The sequence below is a fragment of the Microbacterium sp. NPDC089189 genome, assembly GCF_040685095.1.
Lineage (GTDB): Bacteria > Actinomycetota > Actinomycetes > Actinomycetales > Microbacteriaceae > Microbacterium.
This window is the reverse complement of the sequence record NZ_JBFBHG010000006.1, coordinates 60,753-80,319: the sequence shown is the minus strand read 5'-3', so window position 1 is coordinate 80,319 and position 19,567 is coordinate 60,753. Positions and strand designations below refer to the sequence as shown.

Below are 19,567 nucleotides of genomic sequence, written 5' to 3'. Positions count from 1 at the left end.
GCGAGATAATCGGAGCGTGAAGCAGACGCCGAGAATGCTCTCGGCGCGCGTCAAGACACTGGGGGCGATCCTCGTTGTGGCGTGCGCCGGGCTGCTGGTCGCGGGCAGCGTGACCTTCTGGCTGCAGCGGGAGCGCATCATCGACGACGTCGATCAGCGTCTGCAGGAGAAAGTGGCCGCCCTCCGCGCGGTCGACGGATCCGCCAACGCGACCGAGTACTTCGGCGAGGTCGTCACCGGCTATCTGTCCGCGCTCAACGAGGGTGTCGTCGGCGTCGTCGACGGCGTCCCCACCGTCGTGCCCGACGCCCGCAACGCCTTCGACATCGTGGAGTCGCCCGAGGTCGTCGCCGCCGCGCTGCGCGCCACCCGCAACGACAGGATGGCGATCGGGACCGTGGAGACCGAGCAGGGCGACGTGCGCTTCATCGCCCTGCCCATCCACATCCCGGGCGACGACACCGACGGTCTGTACCTGCGCGGCGTGGGACTCGATGTCGAGATGGCGCCGCTCGGCTCCTCGATCGCGACGTTCGCCGTCGCGGGCACCCTCGTCATGCTCGCGCTGGGCCTGGTCAGCTGGTTCCTCACCGGCCGCCTCCTCTCGCCGCTGCGTCAGCTGCGCGAAGCCGCCGACGCGGTGACCTTCGACGATCTCGGCACGCGCGTCCCCGAGGCAGGCGACCACGAGATCGCCGATCTGTCACGCACGATGAACTCCATGCTCGACCGCCTCGAGTCGTCGGTCAGCAGCCAGCGGCAGCTGCTCGACGACATCCGTCACGAGCTCAAGACGCCCATCACGATCGTGCGCGGTCACCTCGAGATGATGGATGTGAACGATCCCGACGATGTCTGCAGCACCCGCGACATGGGGATCTCCGAGCTCGACCGCCTCGCACGGCTGGTCGACGACATCGACCTGCTGTCGTCCGCACAGGGCGACCAGTTCGAGATGCGCCCCATCGACATCGGCATGCTCACCGAGCGCATCGGCGAGCTCGTGTCGGCGATCTCCGGGCACCCGTTCACGGTGTCGAAGCGCGCACGCGGCGTGATGGTGGGCGATATCGACCGGCTCACCCAGGCGTGGCTGCAGCTGGCCGACAACGCCGCCAAGTACACGCCGGAGGGCTCGCCCATCGAGGTCGGCAGCGAGCTGGTGGACGGCGAGGCGCGCCTGTGGGTGCGCGACCACGGCGCCGGGATCCCGCCGGCCGCACGCCGGCGCATCTTCCAGCGGTTCGCCCGCGTCGACGCCAATCGCGACATCGGGGGCTCCGGCCTGGGCCTGGCCATCGTCGAGGCGATCGCGCAGGCGCACGTCGGCTCGGTCGACGTGACCGACACCCCCGGTGGCGGCGCCACCTTCACCATTCGAATCCCCACCGGGCAGAACCCGGCTTCCGTCGTTCCCACGCCGGTGAGTGCCGGCGACGTCGTGCTCCAGCGAGAGGCCTCCACATGACCCTGATCCTGATCGCCGAAGACGAACCGCGGATCTCCGCGTTCGTCAAGCGGGGACTCGAGTCGGCGGGCTTCGCCACCGAGGTGGTCGAGAGCGGCGACGAGGCGCTCGACCGCGCGCTCTCGGGTGAGATCGACCTGCTGCTGCTGGATGTGGGCCTGCCGGGCCTGGACGGCTTCGAGGTGCTGCGTCACCTCCGTGGGCAGGGCTCGCACCTGCCCGTCATCATGCTGACCGCACGCAGCAGCACCCGCGACACGGTCGACGGGCTGAACGCGGGCGCCAACGACTACGTGCCCAAGCCCTTCAAGTTCGACGAGCTGCTCGCCCGGGTTCGCTCGCGCCTGCGCGAGAACGTCGCGACCGGAACGATCGCGATCGTGCACGGCGGCGTCACGCTCGACGTGCTGTCGCGTCGAGCGAGCGTCGAGGGTCGGGAGATCGATCTGTCGGCGCGCGAGTTCGCCCTGGCCGAGCAGTTCCTGCGTCATCCGGGCCAGGTGCTCAGCCGCGAGCAGCTGCTGAGCCGCGTGTGGGGGCTCGATTTCGACCCGGGCTCGAACGTCGTCGACGTCTACGTGCGCTACCTGCGCGCCAAGTTCGGTCACGACCGCATCGCCACGATCCGCGGCGCCGGTTACCGCTGGGAATGAGCTCTGCCGGCCGCTGAGCGCCGTCGTGGCCGCGGGAGCGGTCGGCGTTCCACGAGGAAGGCCCCCGGCGCTGGGGGACGCCGGGGGCCGAAGAGATTTTGCGAGACCCGAACTCGCGTGTCGCCGCCTCACCGGGGGGAATCGGCGCCGACGCTCTCTTTGTGTCTTCATCCGTCAGGTCTGGGGGAACCCTCGGGACGGTGAATGACTTGTCGCGTCATCCGTGATTACATCCTCTGCGCGCCAGGTGAGAGTGCAAGGAACCGGCGGTGAGAAAGCTCTCATACGGGGTCAGCTGAGCTCCCCCGCCTCGAGCAGGTCGGTGACAAGGGCCGCGATCGCCGAACGCTCCGAGCGCGTGAGCGTCACGTGCCCGAAGAGCCCGTGACCCTTCAGCGTCTCGATGACCGAGGCCACGCCGTCATGACGTCCCACGCGCAGGTTGTCGCGCTGCGCCACGTCATGGGTGAGGACCACGCGCGAGTGCTGCCCGATGCGGCTGAGCACCGTGAGCAGCACGTTGCGCTCGAGCGACTGCGCCTCATCCACGATCACGAACGCATCGTGCAGCGAGCGTCCGCGGATGTGGGTGAGCGGCAGGACCTCGAGCAGCCCCCGCGCCACGATCTCCTCGAGCACGTTGCCGCTGACCACCGAGCCGAGGGTGTCGAAGACCGCCTGCCCCCACGGCCCCATCTTCTCCTGCGCGTCGCCGGGCAGGTATCCGAGTTCCTGGCCTCCGACGGCGAACAACGGCCGGAAGACGATGATCTTGCGTTGCTGCTGGCGCTCGAGAACGGCCTCGAGTCCGGCGCACAGCGCCAGTGCGGACTTGCCGGTGCCGGCCCGCCCGCCGAGCGACACGATCCCGACCTCGGGGTCGAGCAGCAGGTCGATCGCGATGCGCTGCTCGGCGGAGCGCCCGTGCAGGCCGAAGACCTCCCGGTCACCGCGCACCAGACGCATCTCGCCGTCGCCCGTGACGCGCCCCAGCGCCGATCCGCGTTCGGAGTGGATGATCAGGCCGGTGTTGACCGGCAGGCCGCGCAGATCGTCGCTGACGGCGACCTCCGACTCGTACAGGTCGCTCATCTCGTCGCCCGAGAGGTCGATGTCGGCGATGCCGGTCCACCCCGACTCGGCGGCCTGCTCGGCGAGGTACTCCTCGGCGGCGAGCCCGAGGGAGGCGGCCTTCACGCGCATCGGGAGATCCTTCGACACGACCGTGACGTCGTGCCCCTCCTGCTGCAGGTGCATCGCGACCGAGAGGATGCGGGTGTCGTTGTCGCCCAGCCGCATGCCGGCGGGAAGGATGCTCGGGTCGGTGTTGGTGAGCTCCACCCGCAGCGATCCGCCGCGTCCGACCGTCACCGGGTAGTCGAGGCGGCCGTGCTCGATCCGGAGTTCGTCGAGGTGGCGCAGCGCCTGACGGGCGAAGTATCCGAGCTCCGGATCGTGACGCTTTCCTTCCAGTTCAGTGATGACGACGACGGGGATGACCACCGAGTGCTCCGCAAAACGGAAGAACGCTCGGGGATCGCTCAGCAGGACGGACGTGTCCAAAACATAAGAGCGCAGATCAGTGGACTGATCTGCGCTCTGGTGGACGGATTCCCGTTGCCGCTGCTGTGGTGCTCGTGTGCTCACAACCCGCTCCCCTTCCGGGCGAGGACGCCCGGGGTTTCGCGTCGACCGTGGGTCACGAATCGCATCCTGAGGCCGACTCGATCGGGCACGGTGCCCGATGTGATGAACGTACGACCTGCCGGCGCGCGGCGCCAGATCGGATCGGGCGTGTCGCGTTACGGGTTGATGAACAACCCCGCGGGTGTCAGCGGCCGTACCGGCGGTCGCGGCGCGCGTAGTCGCGCATCGCCCGCAGCAGGTCGACTTCGCGCAGGTCCGGGCCGAGCGCCTCGACGAAGTAGAACTCGCTGTGGGCCGACTGCCAGAGCAGGAAGTCGCTCAGCCGCTGCTCCCCCGACGTGCGGATGACGAGATCGGGATCGGGCAGACCGCCGGTGTAGAGGTGCTCGCCGATCTGCTCGGGTGTCAGGCTCTCCGCCAGTTCCTCGAGAGACCCGCCGCGCTCGTCGTGCTGCGTGATGATGCTGCGCACCGCATCCACGATCTCCCCTCGTCCGCCGTAGCCGACGGCGAGGTTGACGTGCATCCCGGTGTGCCCGGCGGTGCGCTGCTGCGCGTCGGCCAGCACCCGCGCGAGGTCCGGCGGTAGCGGAGCGCTGCGGCCCACGTGCTGCACGCGCCAGTCTCGCTCGTGCGAGAGCTCGTCGGCGAGTTCGGCGATGATCTGGATGAGGTCGGCGAGCTCCTCGGAGTCGCGCTTGGTCAGATTGTCGATCGAGAGCAGATACAGCGACACGACCTTCACGCCCAGGTCGTCGCACCACCGCAGGAACTCGCGCATCTTGGCGGCGCCGGCACGGTGCCCGTGGGCAGCCGAGGTGTACCCGAGCTGCCGCGCCCAGCGGCGGTTGCCGTCGATCATCATGGCGACGTGGTGCGGCACGGCGGCGCCGTCGATCTGTCGGCGGAGTCGGTTGCTGTAGAGCCGGTAGAGAGGGCCCCGCCCGTCTCGCTGTCCACCACCCGTCACGCGCTCCAGGCTACTCCTCTCCGCCGTGCAGCCTCGGGCACGGCGGTCGGGTCGACACCGAGACTATGTACGGCTTGCGTTATACCGGGAGGCCTACCCTGGGGGCATGTCCCCCGCCGGCACTCCCGATGTGCCCTCCCTGCCTCTGGTCGAAGCCGCAGAAGTCGATGCCGGGAAGGAGATCCGTCCCACCTGGCGCGGCTGGATCCACGCCGGCACCTTCCCGGTGGCGATCGCCGCCGGCATCGTGCTGATCGTGCTCGCCGAGGGCACGGCGGCGAAGTGGTCGGCGGCGATCTTCATGACCACGTCCCTGCTGCTGTTCGGCAACTCCGCGCTCTACCACCGGTTCGACTGGAAGCCGCGGACCAAGGCGGTGCTCAAGCGCATCGACCACGCCAACATCCTGCTGCTGATCGCGGGCACCTACACGCCCCTCGCCGTGCTCGCGCTGCCGACATCCAAGTCGGTGCTGCTGCTCTGCCTCGTCTGGGGCGGGGCGCTCGCCGGCATCCTCTTCCGGGTCTTCTGGATCAACGCACCGCGCTGGCTGTACGTGGCGCTGTACATCGTGCTCGGCTGGGCGGCGGTCATGTACCTCGGCGACCTGCTCGCCGCGAGCGTCGCGATGATGGTGCTCGTGGTCGTGGGCGGGTTGCTCTACACGGCGGGCGCCGTCGTGTACGCCCTCAAGGGGCCGAACCCGTGGCCGGGCGTCTTCGGCTTCCACGAGATCTTCCACGTGTGCACCGTCCTGGCATTCCTCTGCCACTGGACGGCGTGCCTGCTCATCTGCATCGCCCCCGCCTACCACGGCTGAGCGCGGCAGCGCGCGCTCAGGCGCGGCGGTCCTGCGCCGGGTCGATGTCCTCGTCGTCGACCTCGGATGCGGCCTCTGCCGCGGCGGCCTGCTCCTGCGCCAGCTGCTCCGCATCCAGCTCTTCGCGCACTTCGGAGCGGTACCGGCCGCGCCGGATCCGGCGCAGCATGTCCCAGACCAGCAGGATGACGGCGACGCCGACGATCGCGATCACGCCGAACCCCCAGGGACCGGGGGTGACGAGGGCCGGGTCGACCATGTCGCCGACGCTGGGTGTGGGCGTCGGGGTGGTCGTGAGAGCCCACAGTCCGTCACGCATCCGTGTCTCCCGTTCCGCGCCGGAGCGCATAGCCTGGAGTCCAGCCTAATTGCCGATCCGGAGACCCATGACGACGCAGCAGATGCTCGACGAGCGCTACGGACGCACGCGGAAGACGCGGTCCACGCGCTTCTGGACGATCGCCGGACTCGGCGCGGTCGCTCTGGCGGTCGTCGGTACCGGCTGGTTCGCGTTCTCGGCGACCTCGAGCGCGGTGGATGCCGCCACGACAGGCTTCGAGCTGGTCGACGACCACACCGTAACCGTGTCGATGCTCGTCACCGTGCCGGCCGGAACCCCGGTCGCCTGCGTGCTCGAAGCGCAGGACGAAGAGCACGGCGTGGTGGGGTGGAAGGTCGTCGAATACCCAGCGGCGGACACCCATTCGCGCGCCTTCACCGAGACGATTCCGGTGACGGCGGCGGCCACGACGGGTTTGGTCAACGGTTGCTGGGTACCGTAGTCTGCTGGCACTGAACGACGACGCCCTGGCGATGTGCCGGGGCGTCTTGGCTTTGGCGGGCGGCAGCACCGCTCGCCCCCGACGAAGGAGAGACCGTGTCAGCTGACGCCCCGGTGACCTTCCTCACGCAGGATGCCTACGACCGCCTCGTGGCCGAGCTCGAGCACCTGTCCACGACGGGTCGCGAGGAGATCGCGAAGCGCATCGAGATCGCCCGCGAAGAGGGCGATCTCAAGGAGAACGGCGGCTACCACGCCGCGAAGGACGAGCAGGGCAAGCAGGAGGCGCGCATCCGCACCCTGCAGTCCTTCCTCAAGGATGCCAAGGTCGGCGAGGCGCCGACCTCGAAGGGCATCGTCGAATCCGGCACCGTCGTCACCGCGATCGTGGCGGGCGGCGAAGAGGTGTTCCTGCTCGGCAACCGCGAGATCGCGGCCAACAGCGAACTCGACGTCTACAGCGAGGCCTCGCCGCTCGGCGCCGCCATCCTCGGCCTCAAGGAGGGCGAGAAGACGACGTACACCGCCCCCAACGGCCGCGACATCTCGGTCGAGGTCGTGAAGGTCGAGACCTACGCCGGACAGTGAGTGGATGGGGCGGGTCAGTCCTCGACGATCGTCGCGACGAACCCCGCCCCCTCCAACGCGGCCATGACCTGGGCGCGATGCTCGACACCGCGCGTCTCGACGCTCAGCTGGAGGATCACCTCGCTGATCTGCAGTCCCTGGCCGTGCCGGGTGTGCAGCACCTCGTTGACGTTCGCGCCGACCTCGGCGAGCAGGTTCGACACCCGTGCCAGCTGACCCGGGCGGTCCGGCAGCGGGATGCGCAGCGTCATGTAGCGGCCCGATGCCGACAGACCGTGCGCGACGACGCGCTGCAACAGCAGCGGGTCGATGTTGCCGCCCGACAGCACGGTGACGACCGGGCCCGACGCCGTGATCTTGCCCGTGAGCATGGCGGCGACACCGACGGCCCCGGCGGGCTCGACCACGAGCTTCGCGCGCTCGAGGAGCATGAGGATGGCGCGGGCGATGTCGTCGTCGTCGACCGTCACGACCTCGTCCACCAGCTGCGAGATGATCTCGAACGGCAACGCGCCCGGGCGGGCGACCGCGATGCCGTCGGCGATCGTCGGGGTGGTGACGACATCCAACGGCTCACCCGCGGCCAGTGACGGCGGGTAGGCGGCGGAGTTGGCGGCCTGGACGCCGATGATGCGCACGGTGCGCCCCTCGGCCGCGGCTCGTGCTTTGACGGCGGCGGCGACGCCGGCGATGAGTCCCCCGCCGCCGATGCCGACGATGATCGTCTCGACCTCGGGGAAGTCGTCGTACACCTCGAGCCCGAGCGTGCCCTGGCCGACGATGATGTCGCGGTGGTCGAAGGGATGGATGAGCACGGCGCCGGTGCGCTCCGCGAACTCGGCGGCCAGCCGCAGCGGCGTCTCGACCGTTGCGCCCTCGAGCACGACCTCCGCGCCGTAACCGCGCGTCGCGAGGAGCTTGGGGACCGGCACGCCGAGCGGCATGAAGATGGTGGCAGGGATGCCGAGGCGCTGGGCCGCCAGGGCGACGCCCTGCGCGTGGTTGCCGGCGGACGCGGCGACCACCCCGCGTGCGCGCTCCTCGGCCGACAGACGCGAGAGGCGGTACGCGGCGCCGCGGATCTTGAACGATCCGGTGCGCTGCAGGTTCTCCATCTTGAGCATCACCGGCACGCCCAGCACCTCGCTGAGCGCGTGCGACTCGTCCAGAGGCGTGCGTGTGATGAGGCCGGTCAACATCGCCGCAGCGTCGTCGAACTCGGCCAGGGTGGGCAGAGTCATGCGCTTCTCCTCCGTTGTCGGGGAACGGTGCTCCAGATGAGATCGTCGGGTTCGGGTCTCTCCCCCGTCTCCCAGGAGCGCCGCGACAGATAGACGACCACCACGTTCACGAAGGCTGCGAGGGGCACCGCGAACAGAGCACCGGGGATGCCGGCGATCATCGCGCCGCCGGCCACCACGAGCACGACCGCGAGCGGGTGGACCTTGACCGCCGATCCCATGAGGATCGGCTGCAGGATGTGCCCCTCGATCTGCTGCACGCCGAGCACGACGATGAGCATCCAGAGGGCGATCCACGGGCCGTTGTAGACCAGGGCCAGGAAGACGGCCAGAGCACCGGTCAGCACCGCACCCACGAACGGGATGAAGGCACCGAGGAACACGAGGACGCCGACGGGGATCGCCAAGGGCACACCGAGCAGGAACGCGCCGAGCCCGATGCCGATCGCGTCGATCGTGGCGACGAGGAGCTGCGTGCGCGCATAGGTGACCACGGTGAGCCATCCCGTGCGGCCCGCGCCGTCGATGGCGGGGCGGGCGGCCTTCGGGAAGAGGCGCGTGACCCACTTCCAGATGCCGCCGCCGTCGGCGAGCACGCACAGGAGGATGAAGATCGTGAGGAGGAGCCCGGTGGCCACGTGACCCAGGGTGGAGCCGATCGCGAGGGCGCCCGACCACAGCAGCTCGGCCTGCTGCTGCAGGAGCGTCAGCCCCTGCTGCAGCATGTCGTCGATCTGCTGCGAGGTCAGGTGGAGGGGGCCGTCGATCAGGTACGCGCGGAACTGCTGGGTGGCTTCGACGGTGCGGTCGCGCACGGATCCCCACTGCAGGGTGATCTGCCAGATCGCGAGCCAGAACAGGCCCGAGATGATGGCCAGGGTTCCGAGCACCGACAGGACGATCGCCAGCCACCGCGGGAAGCGTCGCCGCAGCATCCAGGTGAACGCCGGCCAGACGAGCGCCGCGACGAGGATCGCCACCAGCAGCGGGATGACCAGCATCTTCAGCTGGATGACGAGCCAGATCGCCACGCCGATGCCCGCCGCGATGACGAGGAAACGCCAGGCGTAGGCGGCGGCCACGCGGACGCCGCGGGGCACGGTGCCGCCGATCTCGGAATGGATGGTGCGCTGGCGCAGGGCGTCGAAGAACGACCCGCGAGGCTTCTCCTCGGATTCGCTCATCCAGCCAGTCTAAGAGCCTCGCGGGGATGTCGCGGGCACCCGATACGCTGACGCCGATGCGAGAGACATTGAGCCGCGCCGAAGCGCGACGGGTGGCGCTTCGCGCGCAGGGATTCGGGGCCCCGCGCCCCGCCCGGGTCACGGCCGTGCACCTGCGGCGCGAGATCGATCGGATGGCGACGCTCCAGATCGATTCGGTCAACGTGTTCGCCCGTTCGCACTACATGCCGCTGTTCTCGCGACTGGGCCCGTACGACACGACGCGGCTCGACCGGCTCGTGTTCGCGGCGAGGGCGCCCTACGTCGAGTACTGGGCGCATCAGGCGGCGTTCATCGCGGCGTCGGACCGACCGCTGTTCGCGTTCCGCATGCAGCAGTATCGCGATCGCCGGAGCCGGCCGGGGTGGACCGGCCCCTCCGCCGAGACGCTCGATGCGGTGCGCGGTGAGCTCGCCGCGCGCGGCCCGCTGCGACCGGCGCAGATCGAGCAGGGCGACGCGCGCGCACGGGGCCCGTGGTGGGACTGGAGCGACGCCAAGAGCGCGCTGGAGCACCTGTGGTTCGCGGGCGAGGTCGTGATCGCGGGGCGGCGCGGCTTCGAGCGGGTCTATGCGCTGGCCGAACACGTCATGGCGCCCGAGCACCTGGCATCCGTCGACACCGATGCGGCCGTGCGCGAGCTCGTGCGGCGCGCGGCGCGCGCGTACGGCGTGGCCACCCTGTCCGACCTCGACGACTACTGGCGCATCCGCGATCAGCGCGCCGTCGCGCACGCCGTGCACGAGCTCGTCGACGCGGGAGAGCTCGTGCCGGTGCAGGTCGAGGGCTGGCAGCGCGGCGGACGCCCCCTCCGCGCCTGGCTGCATCGCGACGCCGTCGTTCCCCGCGCGGTCGACGGGGCGGCGCTGCTCACCCCGTTCGATCCGCTCGTGTGGTTCCGCGACCGCGCGGAGCGGCTCTTCGACTTCACGTACCGCATCGAGATCTACACGCCGGCCGAGAAGCGCCGCTTCGGGTACTACTCGCTGCCCGTGCTCCGCGGCGACCGGATCGTGGGGCGCATCGACCTGAAGGCCGATCGTGCCGCCTCGACCCTGCGTGTGCAGTCGGCCTGGTCCGAGTCCGGTGTCGCCGCCGACGTCGCGGAACCCGCCCGCACGCTGCTCCGCGACGCGGCTCTCTGGCAGGGTCTGGAGGACATCACCGTCGCCCGGTGGGGCGATGCAGCCGATGCCGTGGCGACCGCGCTTGCCGCCCCGCGGCACGAGGGGCGTGCCGAACCGGCTCAGACACCCGCGCCGGTCACCGCCGACCCGGACCTCACGCAGGCGACGGAGGGCTGAGCTCCTTGCGCATCTGAATCGCCGTCGGTTGGTACCCGAGCGACTCGTACAGCGCACGTGCGGTGGCGTTGAACCCGAACACGTTGAGAGCGATGGCACGGGCGCCGCGCTCACGGGCCCGCTCCTCCGCGGCGGTCATCGCCGCACGCCCGAATCCACGCCCGCGCTCCGCGTCGTCGATCTCGATGTCCCACACGTACAGCACGTCGCCGAGGGCATCGGGATGGGGTCCCAGCCAGAGGTGGCCGACGGGGCGATCACCCTCGGCGAGGACGCGGAAGACCTCGTGTCCGGCGACCGGGCGTCCGTCGGGGAACAGCCGCTCGTACGAGCGCTGTGCGTTCGCTTCGGCCGTTGCCGCGTCGTCGCCCGCGAGCCGTCGGTGCGCGACGTAGGCGGCGCGCTGCGTCCTGATCCACTCGGGCACATCAGCGGAATCGAAGAGCTGCAAGGTCACATCCATTCCTCCATCCTCCTCCCCCGGCGCTACCGGTCCGCAGCCCGGCCGACACGGCGCACACGACCGAGCCGATCCGTCGGCCGCCTCCTCCCCCACTCACCGGCGCCGGCGTGTCGTCCACAGCGAGCGATAGTGCTCTGGACCGGGACTTTCGATGTCGGTGGCCCCTCGTAGGCTCGACGTATGTCACCGAGCACGACGGTCGAGTTCACGGCTTCGGATGCCGCGGTTCTCACCGATCTGCTGCGCACGATCGAGCACGAACAGGCCACGGTCAGCGCCGCGCAGGCCCGGCTGACCCGCGCACTGGCCCGGGCCGACGCCCTCGCCGAGCGTCAGGCCGCGGGCGCGCCCGCGGCGGTGCGCGAGCGCGACATGGCTCGACGGTCGATCGCCGCCGAGATCGCGGTGCCGCTCCATCTGTCGGACCGAGCCGTGCAGCGCCAGATGAGCGACGCGAGCGCGCTCGTCGACGACTACCCCGCCACCCTCGACGCATGGGAGGCAGGACGCATCACACGCGGGCACGTGTTCGCGGTCGTCGATGCGGGCGGTGCGCTCCCGCCCGACCGCCGGCACGCCTTCGATGAGCGCGCCGTGCCCGCGTGCGAGGCCGAGACCGTCGGCCGGGTGCGGGTGGGTCTGCAGATCCTCGCCGCTCGGATGCACCCGCGCACGCTCACCGAGCGCCACGTCGACGCCAGAGAGGGCCGCCGGGTGACCCTGTCGCCCCTGGGCGACGGGATGGCGCGGATCGTCGCCGACGTGCCGCTCGTCCTCGGCGAGGGCATCCACGACAGACTCACCCGCCAGGCGATCGCACTCGTCGACGAACGGGAGCGAGCCCGCACGCGCATCCGAGAGGCGCGGGCGGCGGGACTGCCCGACGAGGACCTCGATGAGGGCGATGTCGCACTCGCGTCCGACACCCGCACCCGGGAGCACCTGCGGGCCGACATCCTGACCGACATGCTGCTCACCTCGCAGGTGAGCGCCGACCCCACCCGGGCCGAGCGCGCGGATGGGAACGGGGATCTCGGCGCGATCCGCGCGCACGTGCAGGTGGTGGTCCCCGCAGCGACGCTCCTCGGCGACGACGAGAACCCGGCGGAGCTGGTCGGGGCCGCTCCCGTCGACGCGGTCACCGCCCGCTCCCTCGCGGGCAACTGCCCCGGCGTCGATCGGATCCTCACCCATCCCGTCAGCGGCCAGGTCCTCGCGACCGACCGGTACACGCCGACCAACGATCTCCGCCGGAGGCTCCGTGCTCGCGACCGGCACTGCCGGTTCCCCGGCTGCCGCATCCCCGCACTCCGCTGCGAACACGACCACACCGTCGACCACTCGCGCGGCGGACCCACCCGGCTCGAGAATCTGGCAGGACTCTGCCAGCGACATCACTCGATGAAGCAGTTCGCGCCGTGGCGGGTCCGGCAACTCGGCGGCGGCGTACTCGAATGGACCTCCCCGCTCGGGCGCGTCTACAGCGACCGGCCACCACCGGCCGTCGTCTTCCGCGACGATGCGTCGGCGGAGCATCCCCCACCGCGTGATGCGGAAACCGCGCCACCGTTCTGAACATCGCCGCGCTCGTCGGCCGCTGTCGCGCCGGGCCCTGCCGAGAAACGACACCGCGCCGGCCCGGAGGGCACGGCGCGGTGGATGTCGCGAGGACGCGGATCAGAACTGGACGCGGGGCGGTTCGGCGATGGCCGCACCGTCGACGACCTCGAAGAACTCGCGTTCCGTGAAGCCGAGATTGCGGGCGAACAGGTTGTTCGGGAACACCTTGATCTTGGTGTTGAGCTCGCGCACACCGCCGTTGTAGAACCGGCGCGACGCCTGGATCTTGTCCTCGGTGTCGACGACCGACTGCTGGAGCTGGAGGAAGTTCTGGCTCGCCTGCAGCTGGGGGTAGGCCTCGGCCACGGCGAACAGCGACTTCAGCGCCTGCTGCAGGTGCCCCTCGGCGATCCCTGCCTCAGCCGGCCCGCGCGCGGTGATCGTCTCGGCGCGCGCCTGGGTCACGTTCTCGAAGACGGCTTTCTCATGGGCCGCGTAGCCCTTGACCGTCTCGATCAGGTTCGGGAGCAGATCGGCTCTTCGCTTCAGCTGCACCGTGATGTCGCTCCACGCCTCGTCGACGCGGACATTCAGCTGCACGAGCGAGTTGTACGTCGCCCACAGATAGATACCGACGACCACGACCAGCGCGACGACGATCAGAACAGGGATCAACCATTCCCACATGTGCCCAGTGCTCCGTTCTCCTCGCGCCTCATCCTAGTGCGCGGTTCGGGTCCACCCCCGACGAGGTGCCCGACTCTCAGCGACTGCCCACGTGGCAGGGCTCAGGCGGGCACCGGAAGCGAGAAGTAGAAGGAGGCGCCGTGGGCCGGGATCCCCTCGGCGCGCACCACCCCGCCGTGCAGCTGGACGATGCGGGCGACGGAGGCGAGTCCCAGGCCCGTGCCGGGGAAGTCCTCCTCCGCGTGCAGTCGCACGAGCGGGCGGAAGAGCGATGCGGCCCCCGCCGGGTCGAAGCCGGCACCGTTGTCGCTCACGGCGAAGGTCGACAACGGAGCCGCCCGGTCGACGCGGCGCAGGGAGATCCGCGCCTCCCGCTTCTTCGACGTGTACTTCACCGCGTTGTCCAGCAGGTTCTCCACCATCAGTCCGGCCAGCACGGGGTCGGCGACGACGTTCAGGCCGTCGTCGACGTCGATGTGCACGTGACGCTCGCCCACACGGCTCATCAGGTCGTCGGCGATCTCGCGGCCGAGCTCCGAGAGGTCGACGGGCTGCGGCACGAGCGGGTGGTGCGTGATGCGGTAGATCGACAGCATCCGGTCGATCTGGGCGGCCATGCGCTCACCGGCCCGCACGATCGTCTGAGCGTGGCGGGCCACATCCGGTGCGTCCGTCTCGTCGACGATCAGGTCGGCGTATCCGACCATGGCGCCGAGCGGGCTGCGCAGGTCGTGGACGAGCGAGTGGATGGCCGCCTCGAGCTCGTCGGCGCGCTCCGCGTGCTGATCGCGTTCGGCGGCACGGCGCGACAGCGACCCGCGCAGCTCGAGGTTCTCGAGCGCGATGGCGGTCGAGTCGGCCAGCATCTCGAGCTGCCGTACGGTGACCGCATCGATCGTGTGCTCGGTCGACCAGTACGTGCCGATCGCGGCGATGGGATCGCCCGGACGCACCGGCGTCATGCACATGCTCTTCACGAACGTGCGCCGGTAGGCGTCGTGCGGCACACGGGCGTCGGCGAAGACGTCGGGGATGACCACGCTCATGCCGTGCGTCATCGCCCATCCGCTCACGCAGCTGGATGCGGCGAACCGCTGCCCCTTCCAGAGCGGACCGATGGCCTGTTCATCGGCGTAGAAGCAGTCGTCGTCCTCTCGCAGGACGAAGGTCGCGCCGTCGGCACCGGTCAGCGAACGCGCGGCGTCCGCGACGACCGACATCACCCTCTCCAGGGTGCGGGCACTCGAGAGCGCCTCGACGGTGCGCGTGAGTATCGCGCCGGAATCGGCAGAGGTTGCGGACATTCGGGTCGTCCATTCTCGGGGGCCGTGACCGGGTCAGCATACCGGCGGCGCGTGACGGCGGGGGGCGGGATCAGACGAGCGCGAACGCGACGCCCACCGTGACCAGCAGCCCCAGCATCCCGATGTAGATCACGCGCTCGGCGAGACCGAAGATCGCGGAGAGCGGGCGGACGACGGCCGCGAGCAGGGTCACCGCGCTGGCGATGGTCGCGATCCACCCGAATACGGTCGCCGTGGGAGCGAAAGCGGCGAAGGCCGTCGTCGCGCCGAAGGCGATGCCGACCATGAAGCCCGAGACGGATGCGGCGGCGAACGCGGCGAAGGCCAGGAGGTTGTGCGCGCGCCCGGTCCCGCTGCGCGTCTCGCCCGGCGCGTCCATCGGCACCCAGCTGATCACGCCACGGGCGAGCGCCAGCACGGCCAGGCTGATCACCGCGGGCGTCGCCGCGGCGCCGATGAGCAGCGCCAGTGCGATCGCGCCAGCCGCCGCCGCGACGGCGGTGGCGAGCGTCTGCGCGCGGTACAGCCCCGCATACCGCGATATCCCGTAGGCGCTGACCGGGTCGCGCAGCGGCGAGAGGCCGGAGGGCACCAGGTGCGCCGTCAGCAGCGCGGCGAACGCGGCGATCGTCGCCGCCAGGATGATGACAGCCCACAAGACGTTCACGAGTCTTCTCCCCCTCCGGTGCGACACCGAGCCGTGCGCGGCCCTGGTTGCCCCTCCGGTGCACCCACGTTACCGAGTCGACGGGGTCACCGACGGTCCCGACGCATAACTGGTGCCCCCACTGGGACTCGAACCCAGACTGAAGCGATTTTAAGTCGCCTGCCTCTGCCATTGGGCTATGGGGGCCCACCACCACGCTAGCGCGGGAACACGGGCGGTCGCGCGAACGACGATGCCCCCGTCGCCGAAGCGACGGGGGCATCGATCACGCGGATCGGGTCAGGACTTCGCGCCGACCTTGTTGTCCTTCTCGGCCGGGGCGACGGCAGCCGCGCCCTCGTCCTTGGCGACGCTCTTCGGGTCGATCGCCGGCGCCGTCTCGGGAGCGGCCGGACGCGGGCGCGCGGCGAACTCCTCGAAGACGTAGCGCGGGTTCTGCACAGCCTGCAGCGACACATTGTCGCGACCCAGCCAGAAGTTGTGCCACCAGTCGCCGATGACGCGCCACTTGCGCTCCCACGACGGCATCGCCAGGCCGTGGTAGCCGCGGTGCGCGACCCAGGCGAAGAAGCCCTTCAGCGCGAAGTCGCCCGACTGGAAGACACCGTGGTAGAGCCCGAGACCCGCGACGGCACCCAGGTTCTTGTGCAGGTACTCGCGGGGCACCTCGCCGCGGATGACGGCGACGAGGTTCTTCGCGAGGAGCTTCGCCTGACGCACGGCGTGCTGCGCGTTCGGCACGCAGTAGCCGCCGACGCCGCCGCCCGACAGGTCGGGAACGGCCGAGACGTCACCGGCCGCCCAGGCGCCCTCGACGACTTCCTCGGCGGTGCCGACGCGCAGGTCGGCGCGGGTGCGGATGCGGCCCCGCTCCTCGACGGGCAGGTCGCCGCCGCGGACGACCGTGGGGTTCGCCATGACACCGGCGGTCCAGACGATGAGGTCGGTGGGGATGGTCTCGCCGGTCGAGAGCTCGACGTTGCCGTCCACCGCGCTCTGCAGCTGCGTGTCGAGGTGCACGTTCGCGCCGCGCTGGGCGAGGTTCTTGAGCACCCACTCGCTCGTCTTCAGCGACACCTCGGGCATGATGCGTCCCATGGCCTCGATGAGGTGGAAGTGCGTGTCCTCGAAGCTGATCGTCGGGTAGTCCTTGACCAGCGACGACGCCAGGGCGCGCAGCTCGGCGAAGACCTCGATGCCGGCGAAGCCACCACCCACGACGACGACGGTGAGCAGACGATCGCGCTCGGGCCCGGCCGGCAGGTTCGCGGCGCGGTCGAAGTTCGTCAGCAGGCGGTCGCGGATCGCGACGGCCTCCTCGATCGTCTTCAGCCCGATGGCGTTGTCGGCGATGCCTGGGATGGGGAACGTGCGCGACACGGCGCCGGCGGTGACGACGATGTGGTCGTACTCCTGCTGCCACGGCTCGCCGTCGGCGGGCGTGATGGTCGCGACCTTGTGGGCGTGGTCGATGCCGGTCACCTTGGCCGCGATGATGCGCGTGCGCTTGAGGTGACGACGGTGGCTCACCACGACGTGGCGGGCCTCGATCTCGCCGGCGGCGACCTCGGGGAGGAAGGGCTGGTACGTCATGTAGGGAAGCGGGTCGACCATGGTGACCTCCGCTTCGCCCTTACGCAGATGCTTCTCGAGCTTCCAGGCGGTGTAGAAGCCGGCGTAACCTCCGCCGACAACGAGGATCCTGGGCACGGTGCTGGTCACGGTGGAAGAACTCCTAGACGATTCAACGGCTGCGCGCGCGTTCGGCACGCGCCATTCGGATGCGTCGGACAGCAGCAGTGACGCCGAGCGACATCAGTATAGCGGCCGCCGTCACCCCCAAGAGCGGCAGCGAACCGTACATAAGCGTATCGACGGTGGGCAGCAGCGGAGAAACGGGCCGCGTCACGGTGTCGGCCGGCGGGAGCGCGGGAAGGCTGACCTCGCCCGCGGTCGGCACGGGAGCGGGCACGTCCTGCGCCCGCCGGTGCACCCGGATCCACTCGGCGAGATCCCCCATCGGGTTCGCCGAGACGGCCGTGACGTTGCCCGACACCGCGGCGGCCGCATCCACGAGCCCGTAGCCGTACAGGGCGTCGGGTGCGGTGCGCACGCCCGCGGGCAGACGTGCGGTCGAGATGACGCGGTTGATGACGTTGGCGGCGTCGAGCTCCGGATGCGCGGCGCGGACGAGCGCGACGATGCCCGACACGATCGGGGCGGCGCCGCTCGTCCCGTTCCACGTGACGACCTGACCGTCGGCGGAGACACCGAGGAGCTTCTCGCTCGGCGCGGCGACGCCGATCGTGATGCCCTGCGTCGACGCCTCGACACTGGCGGTGCCGGTGGGGTCGACGCCCGCCACCGAGAGCACGCCGGGGATCGTCGCCGGCGCTCCGACCCGGGCGGTGCCGGCGCCGCGGTTGCCCGCCGCCACCACCACGACCACGTCGTGGTCGAAGGCGTACTGGAAGGCCTCGTCCCAGCTGGTGTCCCAGTCGAGCGTGTTCGTCGTGAACGACAGGTTGATGACGTCGGCGCCGTTGTCGACCGACCAGCGGATACCCTCGGCCACCTGCGTCGCGAAGGGCACGGCCGAGGTCGTGCCGAAGCCCACCGACACCGCCAGCAGGTCGGCCTCCGGCGCGACGCCGATCATGCCGGTCTCGTTCGCAAGCCCGCGGGACGCCGCCAGCGACGCCACCCAGCTGCCGTGGTTGCCGTCGACCGCGCCGACCGGGGTGCGGCCGTCCGGCGAGCCCACCCCCGACACATCCGTGCCACCGACGACGGCGCCGTCGAACTCGGGCGCGCGGCCGATGCCGGTGTCGATGACGGCGATCCGCACGCCCTTGCCGCGCGTCGACTGCCAGGCCTGGCGAACGCCGTAGGCGTCGAGCCAGTACTCCTGCGCACGCATCGGGTCGACCCCGGGCGCGGTCATCGGGACGGATGCCGCCGCGCCCGCATCCACAGGCCCGGTGCGATCCAGCGCCATGGCCGGCGTCGCCCCTGCCCCCACCACGATGAGGACGAGGAGCGCGCTCCACCGCGACGCCGCGCGCCTCACCCCGGTGCGCCCTCCGCGAGGGCGGCGCCCGGAGCGGCGCACACGCAGCGCTCCGGCGACCACACGCTGCGCGCGAGAGCCGCGTCCCCGATCGGGTTGACGCCGGGACCGGCGGCCAGGGCGTGGCCGGCCAGGGCGTGCAGGCACTTCACACGCGTGGGCATACCGCCGGCCGAGATACCCGCGATCTCGGGCACGTCGCCGTGGCGCGCGCGATCGGCGAGGTACGCGACGTGCGCGGCGCGATAGGCGTCCGCCACCTCGTCGTCGTCGAGCGCCTCGGCCAGCTCGGGCATGACATGGTCGGCCTCGAGCATCGACATCGCCGCCGTCGCGGCAGGATGCGTGAGGTAGTAGAACGTGGGGAACGGCGTGCCGTCGCTCAGGCGCGGCGCCGTGGCGACGACGGTCGGGTTGCCGCACGCGCAGCGCGCGGCGATCCCCACGACGTCGCGAGCGGGCCGACCCAGCTGGTCGCCCAGGACCGCCAGCTCGGCAGCGGTCACAGGGGCGTAGGGCGCAGCACTCACCCTCCCAGGCTACCGTCCGCGTGGCCCGGGACACCCCCGCGGGTCAGGGCGCGGGCGCTCCGGTCTCGGGAGTCGTCGCGACCTCGGCCGCTCCCGCCGACGTCACCGAGCGCACGAACTGCGCCATCCAGTCGGTGCGGGTGACCTCGACGTCATCGCTGACCTCGCCCTGCTCCTGGGGCTGATCCGCGAGCGAGAGGTCGTTGTCGACGAGGTACAGCACCTCGCCGGGCTTGCCGTAGTACAGACGCTCCCGCGCCTGCGTCGTGATGTAGGCGGGGTCGTCCCAGCGATCGGCCTGCGCCTGCAGGTCGTCGATCTGGTCCTGCGTGAGCTCGACCGCATTCTGCAGCGCCGTGATCCGGTTCTGCTGGTCGACGTACGTGCCGATCGTGGGCACGAGCACCAGCACGCCGAGCACGACGAGTCCCAGCATGATGACCATGAAGCCCGAGAGCCGGATGCCGCCGAGCCATCCGCGCACATCCACCGGCCGCCGGGGCGGACCCTCGCCCGCGCCCTGCGTGCGGGAACGAGAAGAGGGAGCCGTTCTCGTTGCCACGGCTCCCCCTCTCGTCAGTACTGTCGTGC

At 70.5% G+C, this 19,567-nt stretch carries 20 protein-coding genes and 1 tRNA gene; 7 read left to right on the top strand and 14 right to left on the bottom strand.

Annotated features, from left to right (window positions below; all coding sequences use genetic code 11):
• Positions 1 to 16: 16 nt before the first annotated feature.
• Positions 17 to 1,468: a HAMP domain-containing sensor histidine kinase gene (locus AB0N73_RS05140; RefSeq protein WP_363561043.1), complete on the top strand. Its 1,452-nt coding sequence runs from the start codon at positions 17 to 19 to the stop codon at positions 1,466 to 1,468.
• Positions 1,465 to 2,121 carry a response regulator transcription factor gene (locus tag AB0N73_RS05135; protein WP_363561041.1) on the top strand — a complete coding sequence of 219 codons (657 nt, stop codon included), beginning with the start codon at positions 1,465 to 1,467 and terminating at the stop codon, positions 2,119 to 2,121. The genes AB0N73_RS05140 and AB0N73_RS05135 overlap by 4 nt, the downstream gene beginning before the upstream one ends.
• A 291-nt stretch (positions 2,122 to 2,412) precedes the next feature.
• Here AB0N73_RS05135 and AB0N73_RS05130 read toward each other — a convergent pair whose 3' ends face one another.
• Complete coding sequence (locus tag AB0N73_RS05130) at positions 2,413 to 3,768, bottom strand: PhoH family protein (RefSeq protein WP_363561039.1); 1,356 nt, start codon at positions 3,766 to 3,768, stop codon at positions 2,413 to 2,415.
• A 184-nt stretch (positions 3,769 to 3,952) separates the two neighbouring features.
• The gene (locus AB0N73_RS05125) at positions 3,953 to 4,738 is read right to left on the bottom strand and encodes an isoprenyl transferase (protein ID WP_363561037.1); all 786 of its coding nucleotides are present in this window, start codon (positions 4,736 to 4,738) and stop codon (positions 3,953 to 3,955) included.
• A 106-nt stretch (positions 4,739 to 4,844) separates the two neighbouring features.
• Here AB0N73_RS05125 and AB0N73_RS05120 point away from each other — a divergent pair, with 106 nt between their 5' ends.
• Positions 4,845 to 5,558, top strand: coding sequence for a hemolysin III family protein (locus AB0N73_RS05120; RefSeq protein ID WP_363561035.1), 714 nt, complete (start codon positions 4,845 to 4,847; stop codon positions 5,556 to 5,558).
• Positions 5,559 to 5,574: 16 nt separating this feature from the next.
• Here AB0N73_RS05120 and AB0N73_RS05115 read toward each other — a convergent pair whose 3' ends face one another.
• Positions 5,575 to 5,877 carry a hypothetical protein gene (locus tag AB0N73_RS05115; RefSeq protein WP_363561033.1) on the bottom strand — a complete coding sequence of 101 codons (303 nt, stop codon included), beginning with the start codon at positions 5,875 to 5,877 and terminating at the stop codon, positions 5,575 to 5,577.
• A gap of 67 nt (positions 5,878 to 5,944) precedes the next feature.
• Here AB0N73_RS05115 and AB0N73_RS05110 point away from each other — a divergent pair, with 67 nt between their 5' ends.
• Positions 5,945 to 6,340: a DUF4307 domain-containing protein gene (locus AB0N73_RS05110; RefSeq protein WP_363561031.1), complete on the top strand. Its 396-nt coding sequence runs from the start codon at positions 5,945 to 5,947 to the stop codon at positions 6,338 to 6,340.
• 95 nt (positions 6,341 to 6,435) lie between these two features.
• On the top strand, positions 6,436 to 6,927 hold the full coding sequence (gene greA / locus AB0N73_RS05105) for a transcription elongation factor GreA (protein ID WP_363561029.1): 492 nt from the start codon (positions 6,436 to 6,438) through the stop codon (positions 6,925 to 6,927).
• A 14-nt stretch (positions 6,928 to 6,941) separates the two neighbouring features.
• Here greA and ilvA read toward each other — a convergent pair whose 3' ends face one another.
• Positions 6,942 to 8,168, bottom strand: coding sequence for a threonine ammonia-lyase (gene ilvA / locus AB0N73_RS05100; RefSeq protein ID WP_363561027.1), 1,227 nt, complete (start codon positions 8,166 to 8,168; stop codon positions 6,942 to 6,944).
• Positions 8,165 to 9,352: an AI-2E family transporter gene (locus AB0N73_RS05095; RefSeq protein WP_363561025.1), complete on the bottom strand. Its 1,188-nt coding sequence runs from the start codon at positions 9,350 to 9,352 to the stop codon at positions 8,165 to 8,167. The genes ilvA and AB0N73_RS05095 overlap by 4 nt, the downstream gene beginning before the upstream one ends.
• A gap of 56 nt (positions 9,353 to 9,408) precedes the next feature.
• On the opposite strand from AB0N73_RS05095, the gene AB0N73_RS05090 reads away from it, so the two are divergent.
• Positions 9,409 to 10,695 (top strand): crosslink repair DNA glycosylase YcaQ family protein, encoded by a 1,287-nt coding sequence (locus AB0N73_RS05090; RefSeq protein WP_363561023.1) that lies wholly within the window; start codon positions 9,409 to 9,411, stop codon positions 10,693 to 10,695.
• Here the strand turns inward: AB0N73_RS05090 and AB0N73_RS05085 are convergent.
• Entirely contained in the window at positions 10,673 to 11,158 is a 486-nt protein-coding gene (locus AB0N73_RS05085) for a GNAT family N-acetyltransferase (RefSeq protein ID WP_363561021.1), read from the bottom strand. The genes AB0N73_RS05090 and AB0N73_RS05085 overlap by 23 nt on opposite strands.
• A 180-nt stretch (positions 11,159 to 11,338) precedes the next feature.
• On the opposite strand from AB0N73_RS05085, the gene AB0N73_RS05080 reads away from it, so the two are divergent.
• Positions 11,339 to 12,733, top strand: a complete 1,395-nt coding sequence (locus tag AB0N73_RS05080) for a DUF222 domain-containing protein (RefSeq protein ID WP_363561019.1) — start codon at positions 11,339 to 11,341, stop codon at positions 12,731 to 12,733.
• Positions 12,734 to 12,835: 102 nt separating this feature from the next.
• Here AB0N73_RS05080 and AB0N73_RS05075 read toward each other — a convergent pair whose 3' ends face one another.
• From AB0N73_RS05075 to AB0N73_RS05040, 8 genes are all read right to left on the bottom strand, one after another.
• The gene (locus AB0N73_RS05075; RefSeq protein ID WP_363561017.1) at positions 12,836 to 13,405 is read right to left on the bottom strand and encodes a LemA family protein; all 570 of its coding nucleotides are present in this window, start codon (positions 13,403 to 13,405) and stop codon (positions 12,836 to 12,838) included.
• 101 nt (positions 13,406 to 13,506) lie between these two features.
• Positions 13,507 to 14,709: an ATP-binding protein gene (locus tag AB0N73_RS05070; protein ID WP_363561015.1), complete on the bottom strand. Its 1,203-nt coding sequence runs from the start codon at positions 14,707 to 14,709 to the stop codon at positions 13,507 to 13,509.
• Positions 14,710 to 14,779: 70 nt separating this feature from the next.
• The gene (locus AB0N73_RS05065; protein ID WP_363561013.1) at positions 14,780 to 15,376 is read right to left on the bottom strand and encodes a DUF998 domain-containing protein; all 597 of its coding nucleotides are present in this window, start codon (positions 15,374 to 15,376) and stop codon (positions 14,780 to 14,782) included.
• 110 nt (positions 15,377 to 15,486) lie between these two features.
• A tRNA-Leu gene (locus AB0N73_RS05060) sits at positions 15,487 to 15,562 on the bottom strand.
• Between the two features lie 93 nt (positions 15,563 to 15,655).
• Positions 15,656 to 17,086, bottom strand: a complete 1,431-nt coding sequence (locus tag AB0N73_RS05055) for an FAD-dependent oxidoreductase (RefSeq protein WP_363561185.1) — start codon at positions 17,084 to 17,086, stop codon at positions 15,656 to 15,658.
• Between the two features lie 34 nt (positions 17,087 to 17,120).
• On the bottom strand, positions 17,121 to 18,374 hold the full coding sequence (locus AB0N73_RS05050; protein WP_363561183.1) for a S8 family serine peptidase: 1,254 nt from the start codon (positions 18,372 to 18,374) through the stop codon (positions 17,121 to 17,123).
• A gap of 68 nt (positions 18,375 to 18,442) precedes the next feature.
• The gene (locus tag AB0N73_RS05045) at positions 18,443 to 18,976 is read right to left on the bottom strand and encodes a DUF501 domain-containing protein (RefSeq protein WP_363561011.1); all 534 of its coding nucleotides are present in this window, start codon (positions 18,974 to 18,976) and stop codon (positions 18,443 to 18,445) included.
• 43 nt (positions 18,977 to 19,019) lie between these two features.
• A complete protein-coding gene (locus tag AB0N73_RS05040; RefSeq protein WP_363561009.1) occupies positions 19,020 to 19,538 on the bottom strand; it encodes a septum formation initiator family protein in 519 nt (172 codons plus the stop codon).
• Positions 19,539 to 19,567: the final 29 nt, after the last annotated feature.

Bases quoted from the DNA above. Each gene is read 5' to 3' on its own strand.
- AB0N73_RS05080 (WP_363561019.1), top strand. From the start codon at position 11,339: ATGTCACCGAGCACGACGGTCGAGTTCACGGCTTCGGATGCCGCGGTT.
- ilvA (WP_363561027.1), bottom strand. From the start codon at position 8,168: ATGACTCTGCCCACCCTGGCCGAGTTCGACGACGCTGCGGCGATGTTG.
- AB0N73_RS05070 (WP_363561015.1), bottom strand. From the start codon at position 14,709: ATGTCCGCAACCTCTGCCGATTCCGGCGCGATACTCACGCGCACCGTC.
- AB0N73_RS05135 (WP_363561041.1), top strand. From the start codon at position 1,465: ATGACCCTGATCCTGATCGCCGAAGACGAACCGCGGATCTCCGCGTTC.
- AB0N73_RS05115 (WP_363561033.1), bottom strand. From the start codon at position 5,877: ATGCGTGACGGACTGTGGGCTCTCACGACCACCCCGACGCCCACACCC.
- AB0N73_RS05075 (WP_363561017.1), bottom strand. From the start codon at position 13,405: ATGTGGGAATGGTTGATCCCTGTTCTGATCGTCGTCGCGCTGGTCGTG.
- AB0N73_RS05050 (WP_363561183.1), bottom strand. From the start codon at position 18,374: ATGGCGCTGGATCGCACCGGGCCTGTGGATGCGGGCGCGGCGGCATCC.
- AB0N73_RS05110 (WP_363561031.1), top strand. From the start codon at position 5,945: ATGACGACGCAGCAGATGCTCGACGAGCGCTACGGACGCACGCGGAAG.
- AB0N73_RS05120 (WP_363561035.1), top strand. From the start codon at position 4,845: ATGTCCCCCGCCGGCACTCCCGATGTGCCCTCCCTGCCTCTGGTCGAA.
- AB0N73_RS05095 (WP_363561025.1), bottom strand. From the start codon at position 9,352: ATGAGCGAATCCGAGGAGAAGCCTCGCGGGTCGTTCTTCGACGCCCTG.
- AB0N73_RS05085 (WP_363561021.1), bottom strand. From the start codon at position 11,158: ATGGATGTGACCTTGCAGCTCTTCGATTCCGCTGATGTGCCCGAGTGG.
- AB0N73_RS05090 (WP_363561023.1), top strand. From the start codon at position 9,409: ATGCGAGAGACATTGAGCCGCGCCGAAGCGCGACGGGTGGCGCTTCGC.